This is a genomic window from Streptomyces sp. W16 (assembly GCF_033194735.1).
GTDB lineage: Bacteria > Actinomycetota > Actinomycetes > Streptomycetales > Streptomycetaceae > Streptomyces.
The window spans coordinates 23308-35410 of record NZ_JAWOAI010000029.1 but is presented as its reverse complement, the minus strand read 5'-3'; the positions used below and the strand labels follow the sequence as shown (position 1 = coordinate 35410).

Below are 12103 nucleotides of genomic sequence, written 5' to 3'. Positions count from 1 at the left end.
ACGCGCGCGTGCGGAGGCCGCGGCTCCCGTGTCGCACCCCGCGCCCACGGCCGACGACACCCTGGCCCGGGCCACCCGCTTCAACAGCTTCCGCCAGGCCGTACGCGGCGCGATGACCGAACAGCTGCCGCCTGTACCGGAGTCCGACGCGATGACCGGACAACTGCTGCCGCCCCTACCGGAGTCCGGCGCACTGACCGGGCAACTGCCGCCGCCCGTACCGGAGTCGGAGCCGGAGCGCTCCGAACCGGCCGAGTCCCTCACCCACCCGCTCCCGGAAGGCAACCCCACCTCATGACCGGCACGACCACCGCCGACGAGAAGCTCACCTGGCTCATCGAGGGCCTCCTGGAGCGCACCCCGGGCGCGCGACACGCGCTCGTGCTGTCCCGGGACGGCCTGAAGCTGTGCCGGACGCCCGAGCTCTCCGTCGACCAGGCCGACCAGCTCGCCGCGATCGCCGCCGGAATCCAGTCGCTGTCGCACGGCGCGTCGGTGGAGTTCGGGGACGGCAGCGGGGGCGTGCGCTCCGCGATGACGGAGTTCTACGGCGGGGTGCTGTTCATCGTCGAGGCCGGCGAGGGCGCGCACTTGGCGCTGGTCACCACGGAGGACGCGGACGCCGGTCTGATCGGGCACAACATGAGCGAGCTGGTCGAGCAGCTCGGCGAGCACCTGCGCGCGGAACCCCGTTCGTGATGAGCCGCCCCGGCAGGGACGACTCACCCGACCGCCTCTACACGCTCACCGGAGGCCGCGCCCGTTCCGCACCGGACAACCCGTTCGACCTGGTGACCCTCGTGGTCGCCGAGTGCGATCCGGTGACCGGTATGCAGTCGGAGCACGCGGCGATCCTACGGCTCACCGAACACCCCACGGCAGTAGTCGAGTTGGCGGCCGAACTGAAGCTCCCGGTGAGCATCACCAAGATCCTCCTCTCCGACCTTCTCGCGGCCGGCCGGGTCAGCGCCCGGCACCCGCGCAAGGCGGATCTCAATCCCGACGTCCTGGAACAGGTGCTCGTTGGACTCCGCAACCTCTGACGCGCGCACCCCCTTGGGTGCCTCCGCCGACAACGGCCTGAAGATCGTGGTCGTCGGCGGCTTCGGCGTCGGCAAGACCACACTGGTCCGTTCGGTCAGCGAGATACGTCCCCTCAACACCGAGGAGACGATGACGAAGGCCGGCGAGGCCGTCGACGACATCAGCGAGGTGCGCGGCAAGTCCGCGACCACCGTCGCCTTCGACTTCGGCCGCATCACGCTCGACGCCCGCAATGTGCTGTACCTGTTCGGCGCCCCCGGCCAGGAACGGTTCTGGTTCCTCTGGGACCGGCTGTTCTCCGGGACGCTCGGCGCGGTCGTCCTCGTCGACACCCGCCGTATCGACGACTCCTGGTACGCCATCGACCGCCTCGAACACCACGGCACCCCCTTCATCGTGGCCTGCAACGACTTCGGCGGCCCCGCCTACGCCCCGCAGCAGATCCGCGAGGCCCTCGACCTCGACCCGCACGTCCCCCTCCTGGACTGCGACGCCCGCTCCCGCGCGTCCGCGAAACAGGTCCTGATCACCCTGGTCGAGCACGTCAAGAGCGGCTACGGCACCCAGGGCCCCGCCCGCCCCCAAGTCCCCGTCCCCCACCAGGAGTTGGCTCTGTGACCGCGCCCGTACCGCTGAGTGGACCCAGGTTCCAGACCGAACCGGCGCAGCTGTACCGGGAGATGCGGCGCGAGCACGGTGCCGTGACGCCCGTGGTGCTGGACGGCGACATCCCGGCCTGGCTGGTGCTCGGCTACCGCGAACTGCACCAAGTCACCGGCGATCCCGTCCTGTTCAGCCGTGACTCGGACCTGTGGAGCCAGTGGGACCACATCCCCGACGACTGGCCGCTGCTGCCGATGATCGGCCGCAAGCAGCCGTCGATCCTCTACACGGTCGGCGAACGGCACCGCGAGCGCGTCCGCATGATCAGCGACGCGCTGGAGGCCGTGGACCCCTCCGAACTGCGGTCGTACGCCGAGAAGTTCGCGGACGAGCTGATCGACGGGATCTGCGGCAAGGGCGAGACGGACATCGTCGGCGACTACGCGATGCTGCTGCCGGTACGGGTCCTGGCCCGGCTCTACGGCTTCCGGGACGAGCAGGGCCCGGGTCTTGTCACCGCGCTCAACGACATGATCGACGGGCGTGAGCGGGCGATCGCCGGGCAGACCCATCTGGCCGGGGCCATGGGGCAGTTGCTGGCCGACCGGAAGGCCGAGCCGGCCGACGACGTCGTGTCGCGGATGCTCACGCACGCCTCCGGCTTCTCGGACCTGGAGATCGCGCAGGACCTGATGGTGATGATGGCGGCCGGCCACCAGCCGACCGCCGACTGGATCGGCAACTCGCTGCGCCTGATGCTGACCGACGACCGTTTCGCGGCCTCCCTCTTCGGTGGCCGCAACAGTGTCGCCGAGGCGATGAACGAGGTCCTGTGGGAGGACACCCCGACCCAGAACGTGGCCGGGCGCTGGGCCTCCCGCGACACCCAGCTCGGCGGCCGTCGCATCCGCGGCGGCGACCTGCTGCTGCTCGGCCTCCAGGGCGCCAACTCCGATCCCCAGGTCCGCACCGACGGCTCCGCGCTCACCGGCGGCAACAACGCGCACTTCTCCTTCGGGCACGGGGAGCACCGGTGTCCGTTCCCCGCGCAGGAGGTCGCCGAGGTCATCGCGCGGACCGGTATCGAGGTCGTACTCGACCGGCTGCCCGACATCGACCTGGCGGTCCCCGCCGAGTCCCTGACGCGCCGCCCCTCGCCGTGGTTGCGAGGCCTGACCGAGTTGCCGGTGCGGTTCTCTCCGACCCCTGCCCTTGGAGGCACGCCCGTATGAGCACGCGAATAGTTCTGGACCCGTTCGTCGGCGATCTGGACGGCGAGAGTGCCAGGCTTCGTGAGGCCGGTCCGCTGGCCGCCGTGGAACTGCCCGGTGGTGTGCCCGTGTGGGCGGTCACGCATCACGCCGAGGCGAAACAGCTGCTCACCGATCCGCGGCTGGTGAAGGACATCAACGTCTGGGGTGCCTGGCAGCGCGGGGAGATCCCCGCGGACTGGCCGCTCATCGGGCTCGCGAACCCGGGCCGTTCGATGCTGACCGTGGACGGCGCCGACCACCGCAGGATGCGGACCCTGGTCGCGCAGGCGCTCACCCCGCGCCGGGTGGAGCAGATGCGGGAGCGGATCGCGAAGCTGACGGAGGGGCTCCTCGACGGCCTGGACGGCCTTGACGGCGACGAGGTCGATCTGAAGGCGGAGTTCGCGTATCCGCTGCCCATGTTCGTCATCGCCGACCTCATGGGCATAGCGGAGTCCCAACTCCCGCGCCTGAAGGAGCTGTTCGAGAAGTTCTTCTCGACGCAGACCCCGCCCGCCGAGGTGATCGCCACCCTCATGGAACTCGCGGGCATCATGGCCGCGACGGTCGCGGCCAAGCGCGCGGAGCCCGGCGACGACCTGACCTCCGCGCTGATCGCGGCCTCCGAGGACGGCGACCACCTCACCGACGAGGAGATCGTCTCCACGCTGCAGCTGATGGTCGCGGCGGGCCACGAGACGACGATCTCGCTGATCGTCAACGCGGTCGTCAACCTGTCGACGCACCCGGTCCAGCGCGCCCTGGTCCTGGCCGGCGAGGCCGACTGGTCCTCGGTGGTCGAGGAGACCCTGCGCCACTCCACGCCCACCTCGCACGTCCTGATCCGGTTCGCCACGGAGGACGTCCAGGTCGGCGACAAGGTCCTCCCGGCCGGGGACGCGCTGATCGTGTCGTACGCCGCGATCGGCCGCGACGAGGAGGCGCACGGCCCGACGGCCGGCGACTTCGACATCACCCGTACCAGCGAGAACCGCCACATCTCCTTCGGCCACGGCCCGCATGTCTGCCCGGGCGCGGCCCTGTCCCGCCTGGAGGCGGACGTGGCGCTCCCGGCCCTCTACGAGCGCTTCCCGCACCTGGACCTGGCGGTCCCGGCGTCCGAGCTCCGCAACAAGCCGGTGGTGACGCAGAACGACATCTTCGAGCTGCCGGTTCGGCTCACGCCGTAGATCGCCGTAGATCACCGTCCGTCCACAGGCCGGAGCGGTCGTCTCATCGAACGGACGCGTTTCCGTCCGGTTTCACCGAGGGGATACGCTCCGGCTCGTGGCTGATATCGAGATTCCCGCTGACATCAAGCCCGCCGACGGACGTTTCGGCGCTGGCCCCTCCAAGGTGCGGACGGAGGCGCTGGACGCGCTGGCCGCCACCGGTACGTCTCTGCTGGGCACCTCCCACCGCCAGGCCCCGGTCAAGAACCTGGTCGGCAAGGTGCGCGAGGGCGTCTCCGCGCTGTTCTCCCTCCCCGACGGCTACGAGGTCGTCCTCGGCAACGGCGGCTCGACGGCCTTCTGGGACGTCGCGACCCACGGCCTGATCGACAACAAGTCCCAGCACCTGACCTTCGGCGAGTTCAGCTCCAAGTTCGCCAAGGCGGCCAAGCTGGCCCCGTGGCTGGCCGAGCCGACGGTGATCGCGAGCGACCCCGGCACGCACCCGGAGCCGGCCGCCGAGGCGGGCGTCGACGTGTACGCGTTCACGCACAACGAGACGTCGACGGGTGTCGCGGCCCCCATCAAGCGGGTCGCGGGAGCCGACGAGGGCGCACTGGTCCTGGTCGACGCGACGTCGGGCGCGGGCGGCCTCCCGGTGGATGTGTCCGAGACGGACGTCTACTACTTCGCCCCGCAGAAGTCCTTCGCCTCCGACGGCGGCCTGTGGATCGGTGTCTTCTCCCCGGCCGCGATCGAGCGCGCGGAGCGCATCCACGCGTCCGGCCGCCACGTCCCGGAGTTCTTCAGTCTCCCCACGGCGATCGACAACTCCCGCAAGAACCAGACGTACAACACCCCTGCGCTGTCCACCCTGTTCCTGCTCAACGAGCAGCTGGAGTGGATCAACGGCCAGGGCGGCCTGGCCTGGTCGACGGCCCGCACGAAGGACTCGTCGAGCCGCCTGTACACCTGGGCGGAGGAGTCCAAGTACGCGACCCCGTTCGTGTCGGACGCCACCAAGCGCTCGCAGGTCATCGGCACGATCGACTTCGCCGACGAGATCGACGCGGCGGCGGTCGCCAAGGTTCTGCGCGCGAACGGCATCGTCGACACCGAGCCGTACCGCAAGCTCGGCCGCAACCAGCTCCGCGTGGCGATGTTCCCGGCGATCGACCCGGCGGACGTCGAGGCGCTGACGAAGTGCATCGACTACGTCATCGAGAAGCTCTGACTTTTCGGCTACGACACGTTCGGCTACGACACGAAGGGCGCCCCGCGGAACTGCTCGCGGGGCGCCTTTTGCCGTCGTAGAAGACTGCGGGCGGCCTGCGTCCGACATCGAGGTGAACCCGTAACCGGGGCAAATCAACCCTCCGCCACAGCCGCGTAACAGCGGCAGCACAGGGAACAACTCCCGCCCCGCTCCGCCGGTCGAACCTGCTGCGTCGCACCCCTGCGGCGCAACTCCTGCACTCCCGACCGAAGTTGGAGTTGCCCCATGCCCAGGAAGTCCCTGTCGACGCGGCTCGCCGCCACCGCCGCACTGCTGCTCACCGCGGGCGCCCTGTCCGCACCGGCCGCCGCGGCGGCACCCTCGGACGCGTCCCCCGGAGACGCGTACGTCCTGACCGTGACCACGAACCCGGCCGGCACGAACTACTCCGAGCGCCACGTCGACGTCACCGGCACCGTCACCAAGGCGGACGGCACCCCGGCGCCCAACATCCCTGTCACCGTGCAGGAAGTCGTCCAGTTCACCACCTGGAACCCATGGGGCGACCCGATCGACCCCCACTACTACGAGCCCCGCGACCTGGGGAAGCCGGTCACCGACGCCAACGGGAAGTTCACCATCCCGGACGTCGACATCGACCACACGACCGGCAGCAGCCTGCTCAACGTCCAGCACGGGGTGGAGATCACCGCCCTGTACGACGAGGACGGCGACCTCAACACCCCGCAGGACGGCTACTACGCGGACACCACCGTGACCGCCAACGCCCAGTCCAGTTCAGTCAGTTACCGGCTCAGCAAGAAGAAGGTGAAGGCCGGCGACATCCTCACCGTCACGGGCAGGGTCACCCTCCCCAAGGGTGTCGAGCCCCAGGGCACGGAGGTCTTCCTGCAGACCTACTGGGAGCAGGAGTACGACGTGAAGGCGACTGCCACGTACGGCGGCTTCTTCGTCCTGTCGGTACGCGTCACCGGCTACGACGACACGTTTACGCTCCGCTCGGCGCCGAGGGATTTGTACGTGGCGGGGGCGCAGCAGGCTCTGCCGATCACCAACACGTCGTTGCCTCGCAAGTAGCCTCCCGGCGGGACCGGGTAGGTGGGTCCTGAAAGTGTGACACTTCGCGGGAAAGTGACACACTTTTGGGGAGAGGGTGTGGTGGGGGGCGTCAGAACTGCCGGACGAAGCAGCGCCAGGCGTCGCGCGAGACGGCGAGGAGGGGGGAGGTGCCGTCTTGCGGGTGCTGCTTGCTGTCGCGGACAGCTCGGCCGAGGTCGGTGGTGTCGGCGACCTCGACACAGTCGCCCTGCTGCGCGGAATAAGAGGATTTCCGGAAGGGGCCTGCGCTCTCGGCCATGAGACGCTCCTCAGAAGTGTTGGATGAAGTCTTGCCAGGTACTGCGGGAAACGACGAACAGGGGGCCGTCGGCCTGCTTGCTGTCGCGGATGGCGCGCCCCTGGTCGGCAGTTTCGGCCACCTCTACGCATTCGCCCAGTTGCGTGGTGTACGAAGACTTCTGGAACGGGCCTACCAACTCGATCATGATGTGCTGTCCTCAAGGTTTCGCAACGTACTTCGGATGAGCTGTGCGCTCTTCTCCGGCGTCAGTGCAGCCGACCGCAGCAGGTCCCATGCGCTGGCGTAAGTCGCCAAATCTCCCGGAGACTCAAGGACCGAACTATTCATCAGTTCATCCATGACCACCGCCTCAACCGTCGGCTCAGAGTCGAAACCGAAGGCGGAAAACGCCGAGGTGGCCGCCACCAGCGTGCCAGCACTGAACGGCAGAACCTGCACAGTGACGTTCTCCCGCTTCCCGAGTTCGAGAAGCGCCGACAACTGCCCTCGGTGAATCTCGGCATTCATCAAGGGGTGCATGATGACGGCTTCCCAGATGATGGCGCTGTACATGGCGCCCCCTTCCGCGATCTTCTCCCGCCGTAGCTCCCTCACCTTCATCAGCTGCTCGATCCGTTCAGGAGATACGTCATTGGGCCCCCCTCTGATGACCGCGTAAGCGTAGGAGGAGGTTTGCAGCAACCCAGGGACCAGAACTGGTTGCCACTGCCGGATATGCCGCGCGTCATCCTCCATCGCGATGTAATCCACGTAGTCCGGGCGCAGGTTCCAATCGCGCTCCAGCCACCACCCCCGCTTCTTGGGGTACTTGGCCAACTCCTCCAGCTTCGCGCACACTTCCCGGTCGGTGACGCCGTACTCCTCTAGCAGCAACCGCACCTCGATGACGCGCGGCGTCGCATGCCCGCTCTCAACTCGGCTGATCCTCGCCTGACTTGACGCGATGATCTCGGCGGCCTGCGGTTGGTCCAGCTTGGCAGCCAGACGGTACCGCTTGAGTGCCGTCCCCAAGCGCCTACTACGCACCGTCGGCCGTCCACCTGCGGGCATGGGCCCTCCCCTCTTCTGCGGCAACGATGCCACACCGAGCGTCAACCTCAGGGGTACATCACCCGATCGAGTGACACTCACGAATATATTCGCAGATTTGGATTGCGCAGATCGCGAACCCGCCCCTAGTTTCGTGAAGGCGCCGCAGCGCAGCCCAACTTGACGTCACGTCAGGACGGAGTTCCCCCATGCCCGCGTCCGAGAGCTTCCGCATCCCCAAGCACCGACGACACGTCCCCGCCGCCCGCCAACGCGTCCGCAAGACCCTCGCGGACTGGGGCATCACCGACGAACTGGCCGACGCCGTGACCCTGTTGGCGAACGAACTGGTCACCAACGCCGTGACCCACTGCAAGGTCCCCCACTCCCAGATCAAGGTCGAACTCACCCTCAACGGCAGGGAGTTGGTCCTAGAGGTCTCCGACCCGGACCGGGACGGACTCCCCCGACCTCACGACTCGACCCCGGACGAGGAAGGCGGCCGGGGCCTCGCACTCGTCGCCGCGCTGGCCGACAACTGGGGATGCCGACAGGAGCCGTACGCGAAATGCGTGTGGGCGAGGTTCGGCCTGGAAGGGGTCCAGGCTCATGTTCCGGCGACTTTATGAGGCAGCGGCCCGCCTGCTCACGCCCCAAACTCCCCTGAGCGACACGGAACTTGCACAAGAAGTCCGGACGCCCGACCCCTACGTATGGCGACTCCCGCCCGTCACACTTCCGTAAGACAGGTATCGCCCACATCCCCTGAACGTGTCTGTTAACGTCCGCGCGACCCCCGAAGATCCGCAACTGGAGACGCAGATGGATATCGCCCTCATCCTCGCGAGCGGCATCGCCTGGACGATCGTGTACATCCAGGCGATCCGCGTCGGTTTCCGCGACCGCACCTACGCCATGCCCGCCGTAGCGCTGGGCCTGAACTTCGCGTGGGAGTGGACGTACGCGGTGCACAACCTGGCCTTCGACCCGTCGGTGCAGGGCGGCATCAACCTGGTGTGGGGCATCGCCGACGCGGTCATCGTGTACACGTTCTTCCGGTACGGCCGCGCCGAGTTCCCGTCGTTCGTCACGGCGCGGATGTTCGGCGGCCTGAGCGTGCTGCTGTTCGGGATGTCGTTCGCCGTGCAGTGGCTGTTCCTGGCGAAGTTCGGTGCGGAGGACGCGGCCGGTTACTCGGCGTTTCTCCAGAACCTGCTGATGTCCGCCCTGTTCATCGCGATGTTCGTCGCACGGCGCGGACTGCGCGGGCAGTCGGTGACGATCGCGGTGGCCAAGTGGCTCGGCACGCTCGCGCCCACGATCCTTTTCGGCGCCATTCAGCATGACGGGTTCCTGCTCGGCCTCGGCATCATGTGCAGCGTGCTCGACCTGGTCTACGTCTGGTTGTGCGTGGGGGCGAAGCGGGACGGTGCGGTGTTCGACTCGGCCGACTCGGCTCCGGAACAGCGCACCGGCGTGGACGTGGGTGACGCAGGGGTGACGAGTCGGGCCGACAGCGCGTCCATGGAGGCATGACCACGGCATCTCGGCTGCCGTCCGGTCCGCCTGGCTGCACGAGCCGGCCGCGATGTCCGGCGGCCCGCCGACTCCGGCCGACGCCTGGCACGACCTGACGGCCTGCCTCGACCGCGCCCACGCCCGCTCCACCGCGTGACCGACCGCTCCTTGCGGGAGCCCGCTACTGGATGCGCAGGCCCTGAACTCGGCTTCCCATGCCGCGACTTCTAGCCCTTTCCGCCCGCATTGGTCAGCGCGTCCACGATCATGCGGGTGGCGAAGTCGGGGTTGTCGGCGATGCGGTTGATGTGTTCCGCGAGCAGGAACGTCGTGGCTTCCAGCGGAGTCATCTCCTCCTTGGTCCAGTCGCCGTACTGCTGACGCCACAGGCTGGGGCTCAGTTCGGTACCCGCGGCGATCACCAGGCCGGCCATCATGGGGATGGCCTCGGGCGGACAACTCCGGGGCATCATCCGCATCGTGGCCACGAGGGTGGGTACCACGTACTCGATGACGTCCTTGCCCTCGCTCTCGTGGGCCTTCCTCAGCCACGTCATGAACATATAGATGAGCGTGCACGCGCCGTCCAACAGGTCGTCGAGCCCGTCGGGCCCCAACGACGCGAGGAGCTGATCCATCAGCGCCTGCTGTTCGGGGTCCGTCGCGGACTTTCCGGCATGAACGGCCTTGAGTCGGGAGTCGACCATCATGAGCGCGGCGCCCACATCACCGACGGGAGCGTGCGCGGGGTCGCAGGACGATGACACAGGATTCCTCCTCAGTCGGACGCGTTGAGTAACGCCACGTGTCCGAAGAGTAGTTGGCCGAGTCGGTGAAGGGAGGCGGCTTTGTCGCCTTCACGGCAACGAGGGCACTGGTTGAATCGACCGAGAGGCTGAGTGAGTCGACTCATCAGGCAAGCTACGCGCATGAGATCTCGAACTGGCGGCATGTGGTGGGGGACGGCGATCGAGGCGCCGGACCCCAGCGGGCTGGCGAAGTTCTACGCCGAACTCCTGGGTTGGCACCTCGGCCACGACGAGCCGGGCACGGCCGTCGTCGCCGCTTCTCCGCAAGGACCGTTCTTCGTGTTCCAGCAGGCGGAGGGCTATCGGCCGCCGGTGTGGCCGCCGACCGAGGGGCAACAGCGCCCAATGATGCACTTCGATTTCCAGGTAGGTGATCTGGACTCGGCGGTCGCCGAGGCGGTCGCCCTGGGCGCCACGGTGGCGGAGTTCCAGCCGCAGGAGAACGTCCGGGTGCTCTTCGACCCGGCCGGCCATCCCTTCTGCCTGTGCTTCGACGAGGGATGACGGGCTGGGGCAGCCCCGGGCGACAACCACGAGAGGGCACACTACGAGACGTCGAGGTCTCGACGAACCCGGGTGACGATCCGCTTCGCTTCGGCGCCGTACACGGCGGACGCGGCATGTGTCTCCCAGACCCTTCGGTGCAGGGAGACGGCGTCGGGGTCGTCGAGCCAGTGTTCGGTGTACCAGTCCTCTGTCACAACCCGACGTTCGTCCACCATCGTGAAGCCGTTACCGATCACCAGCGGGAGCACGGCGCCGAACGGCACGACCCCGAGTCGGACGGTGTCCAGGTCCAACACCTCAAGAATCCGGTCCAGTTGGGCAGCCATGACCTCCGGCGAACCGAGCCGGGCGCACAGCGTCCCTTCCCAGACCAACTGGTGCAACTTCTTGCCGGGGAGACGCAACCACTCCTGCCGTTTCATTCGCGCGCGTACCGCGTCGTCCGTATCGCTGGTGGTGTTCATCAGTTCCGCGAGACCTTCGAAGACGCTTCGCGCGTAGTCGGCGGTCTGGAACAGGCCGGGGATGATGTCGGGCTCCCAGGCCCGCAACGTCTGCGAGTTGAGAACGAGGGAGTTCCACTCCTCCTGGACGGGCAGATGCCCAGTCTCCAGACGCTCCCGCCAGGGACGTACCTGTCCGGTTTCCTCGTTCATCGGGGCTCTGCCTCTCGTCGTTTTCGGCACATCGCAAACGGCGTCCGGATCAGCGCAGGGCGTCTATCGCCTTCACGATCAAGGCCCGGGCGTCCGCCCCGTACACCGCCATGCTCCGGAGCTGCTCGAAGGCGCTCAGGTAGAGCGCGATCTCGGACGGCTGGGTGACGCGGACCCGGGCCGACAGTAGTTCCACCGAGACGAGTGTGTCGTCGTAGATGTGGAACAACTCCTGCGGCCACAACACCCGTTCAGGCGTCGAGTCGGGGACGATACCGAGAGACACCGACGGCAACGCCCCAGCCGTGAGCAGATGGCCGAGCTGGGCCGCCATCGCATCGGCGTCGCCCAACTGGTAACGCAGAACACCCTCTTCGATCAGCATGACGAAACGGTGCCCCGGCTCATGGATGACCTTCGAGCGCTCGACGCGTGCCACCGACGCCTCGTCGGAGTCATCAGGGATGCCGAGCAGCCGGGCATTGGCGGAGAGCAGGGCACGCGCGTACCCCCCGGTCTGGAGAAGACCGGGGACCAAGGTGGGTGAGTAGATCCGGAACAGCTCAGTGGAACGGTAGAGCTCCACGTAGCTGTCCTGAAGGCGCTTCAGGCCGACGCGTACCGTGCGCCGCCACTCGCCGTACTGCGACTCGGCGTCCCGGGACTCGACGATGATGTCCGCGGCCTGGTCGTCGGCACCGCACGCGGCGCACCAGCGGCGTATGTCGTCGGGCGTGGGCGGTGTACGGGCGTTCTCCAGGCGGGAGGTCTTCGGATGGGTCCAGCCGCAGCGCTCGGCCAGCTCGCTCCCGGTGATACCCGCATCCGCGCGCAGATCCCGCAGACGCTGCGCGACCCGTTTACGCGCGGCCTGGGCTGACGAGGACGGGGAATTGGGCACGGGCTGACCGTATC

The 12103-nt window shown here is 67.9% G+C and carries 16 protein-coding genes and 1 pseudogene; 11 read left to right on the top strand and 6 right to left on the bottom strand.

Features of this window, described 5'->3' with window-relative positions; genetic code table 11:
- From R6V09_RS06420 to R6V09_RS06385, 8 genes and pseudogenes are all read left to right on the top strand, one after another.
- A pseudogene (locus tag R6V09_RS06420) lies at positions 1 to 298 on the top strand (ATP-binding protein); the annotation flags it as partial.
- Positions 295 to 699, top strand: coding sequence for a roadblock/LC7 domain-containing protein (locus tag R6V09_RS06415; RefSeq protein ID WP_317880350.1), 405 nt, complete (start codon positions 295 to 297; stop codon positions 697 to 699). The pseudogene R6V09_RS06420 and the gene R6V09_RS06415, both read left to right, overlap by 4 nt.
- Entirely contained in the window at positions 699 to 1043 is a 345-nt protein-coding gene (locus R6V09_RS06410; protein ID WP_317880349.1) for a DUF742 domain-containing protein, read from the top strand. The genes R6V09_RS06415 and R6V09_RS06410 overlap by 1 nt, the downstream gene beginning before the upstream one ends.
- Positions 1024 to 1662 (top strand): GTP-binding protein, encoded by a 639-nt coding sequence (locus tag R6V09_RS06405; protein ID WP_317880348.1) that lies wholly within the window; start codon positions 1024 to 1026, stop codon positions 1660 to 1662. Before R6V09_RS06410 ends, R6V09_RS06405 begins: the two co-directional genes overlap by 20 nt.
- On the top strand, positions 1659 to 2879 hold the full coding sequence (locus tag R6V09_RS06400) for a cytochrome P450 (protein WP_317880347.1): 1221 nt from the start codon (positions 1659 to 1661) through the stop codon (positions 2877 to 2879). Before R6V09_RS06405 ends, R6V09_RS06400 begins: the two co-directional genes overlap by 4 nt.
- On the top strand, positions 2876 to 4090 hold the full coding sequence (locus R6V09_RS06395) for a cytochrome P450 family protein (RefSeq protein ID WP_317880346.1): 1215 nt from the start codon (positions 2876 to 2878) through the stop codon (positions 4088 to 4090). Before R6V09_RS06400 ends, R6V09_RS06395 begins: the two co-directional genes overlap by 4 nt.
- 97 nt (positions 4091 to 4187) lie before the next feature.
- Complete coding sequence (gene serC / locus R6V09_RS06390; RefSeq protein ID WP_317880345.1) at positions 4188 to 5306, top strand: phosphoserine transaminase; 1119 nt, start codon at positions 4188 to 4190, stop codon at positions 5304 to 5306.
- 267 nt (positions 5307 to 5573) lie between these two features.
- Positions 5574 to 6386 carry an acyl carrier protein gene (locus tag R6V09_RS06385; protein ID WP_317880344.1) on the top strand — a complete coding sequence of 271 codons (813 nt, stop codon included), beginning with the start codon at positions 5574 to 5576 and terminating at the stop codon, positions 6384 to 6386.
- 91 nt (positions 6387 to 6477) lie between these two features.
- Here the strand turns inward: R6V09_RS06385 and R6V09_RS06380 are convergent, their stop codons facing one another.
- The 3 genes from R6V09_RS06380 to R6V09_RS06370 are packed head-to-tail and all read right to left on the bottom strand — an operon-like array spanning position 6478 to position 7719.
- Positions 6478 to 6666, bottom strand: a complete 189-nt coding sequence (locus R6V09_RS06380) for a DUF397 domain-containing protein (RefSeq protein WP_317880343.1) — start codon at positions 6664 to 6666, stop codon at positions 6478 to 6480.
- 10 nt (positions 6667 to 6676) lie between these two features.
- Entirely contained in the window at positions 6677 to 6853 is a 177-nt protein-coding gene (locus tag R6V09_RS06375; RefSeq protein WP_317880342.1) for a DUF397 domain-containing protein, read from the bottom strand.
- The gene (locus R6V09_RS06370) at positions 6850 to 7719 is read right to left on the bottom strand and encodes a helix-turn-helix domain-containing protein (RefSeq protein WP_317880341.1); all 870 of its coding nucleotides are present in this window, start codon (positions 7717 to 7719) and stop codon (positions 6850 to 6852) included. The genes R6V09_RS06375 and R6V09_RS06370 overlap by 4 nt, the downstream gene beginning before the upstream one ends.
- Before the next feature lie 188 nt (positions 7720 to 7907).
- On the opposite strand from R6V09_RS06370, the gene R6V09_RS06365 reads away from it, so the two are divergent.
- Both R6V09_RS06365 and R6V09_RS06360 read left to right on the top strand, forming a co-directional pair.
- Positions 7908 to 8327 carry an ATP-binding protein gene (locus R6V09_RS06365; RefSeq protein ID WP_317880340.1) on the top strand — a complete coding sequence of 140 codons (420 nt, stop codon included), beginning with the start codon at positions 7908 to 7910 and terminating at the stop codon, positions 8325 to 8327.
- Positions 8328 to 8469: 142 nt separating this feature from the next.
- The gene (locus tag R6V09_RS06360; protein ID WP_442809986.1) at positions 8470 to 9234 is read left to right on the top strand and encodes a transmembrane-type terpene cyclase; all 765 of its coding nucleotides are present in this window, start codon (positions 8470 to 8472) and stop codon (positions 9232 to 9234) included.
- A 209-nt stretch (positions 9235 to 9443) separates the two neighbouring features.
- Here the strand turns inward: R6V09_RS06360 and R6V09_RS06355 are convergent, their stop codons facing one another.
- Positions 9444 to 9983: a hypothetical protein gene (locus R6V09_RS06355; RefSeq protein ID WP_317880338.1), complete on the bottom strand. Its 540-nt coding sequence runs from the start codon at positions 9981 to 9983 to the stop codon at positions 9444 to 9446.
- 162 nt (positions 9984 to 10145) lie between these two features.
- Here R6V09_RS06355 and R6V09_RS06350 point away from each other — a divergent pair, with 162 nt between their 5' ends.
- Positions 10146 to 10529, top strand: a complete 384-nt coding sequence (locus tag R6V09_RS06350) for a VOC family protein (RefSeq protein ID WP_317880337.1) — start codon at positions 10146 to 10148, stop codon at positions 10527 to 10529.
- A 41-nt stretch (positions 10530 to 10570) separates the two neighbouring features.
- Here R6V09_RS06350 and R6V09_RS06345 read toward each other — a convergent pair whose 3' ends face one another.
- Both R6V09_RS06345 and R6V09_RS06340 read right to left on the bottom strand, forming a co-directional pair.
- On the bottom strand, positions 10571 to 11188 hold the full coding sequence (locus tag R6V09_RS06345; protein ID WP_317880336.1) for a DUF5753 domain-containing protein: 618 nt from the start codon (positions 11186 to 11188) through the stop codon (positions 10571 to 10573).
- Between the two features lie 49 nt (positions 11189 to 11237).
- On the bottom strand, positions 11238 to 12089 hold the full coding sequence (locus R6V09_RS06340) for a helix-turn-helix domain-containing protein (protein ID WP_317880335.1): 852 nt from the start codon (positions 12087 to 12089) through the stop codon (positions 11238 to 11240).
- Positions 12090 to 12103: the final 14 nt, after the last annotated feature.

Coding starts and splice junctions, on each gene's coding strand:
- R6V09_RS06375 (WP_317880342.1), bottom strand. CDS start 6,853: ATGATCGAGTTGGTAGGCCCGTTCCAGAAGTCTTCGTACACCACGCAA.
- R6V09_RS06410 (WP_317880349.1), top strand. CDS start 699: ATGAGCCGCCCCGGCAGGGACGACTCACCCGACCGCCTCTACACGCTC.
- R6V09_RS06370 (WP_317880341.1), bottom strand. CDS start 7,719: ATGCCCGCAGGTGGACGGCCGACGGTGCGTAGTAGGCGCTTGGGGACG.
- R6V09_RS06380 (WP_317880343.1), bottom strand. CDS start 6,666: ATGGCCGAGAGCGCAGGCCCCTTCCGGAAATCCTCTTATTCCGCGCAG.
- R6V09_RS06385 (WP_317880344.1), top strand. CDS start 5,574: ATGCCCAGGAAGTCCCTGTCGACGCGGCTCGCCGCCACCGCCGCACTG.
- R6V09_RS06345 (WP_317880336.1), bottom strand. CDS start 11,188: ATGAACGAGGAAACCGGACAGGTACGTCCCTGGCGGGAGCGTCTGGAG.
- R6V09_RS06415 (WP_317880350.1), top strand. CDS start 295: ATGACCGGCACGACCACCGCCGACGAGAAGCTCACCTGGCTCATCGAG.
- R6V09_RS06365 (WP_317880340.1), top strand. CDS start 7,908: ATGCCCGCGTCCGAGAGCTTCCGCATCCCCAAGCACCGACGACACGTC.
- R6V09_RS06350 (WP_317880337.1), top strand. CDS start 10,146: ATGAGATCTCGAACTGGCGGCATGTGGTGGGGGACGGCGATCGAGGCG.
- R6V09_RS06395 (WP_317880346.1), top strand. CDS start 2,876: ATGAGCACGCGAATAGTTCTGGACCCGTTCGTCGGCGATCTGGACGGC.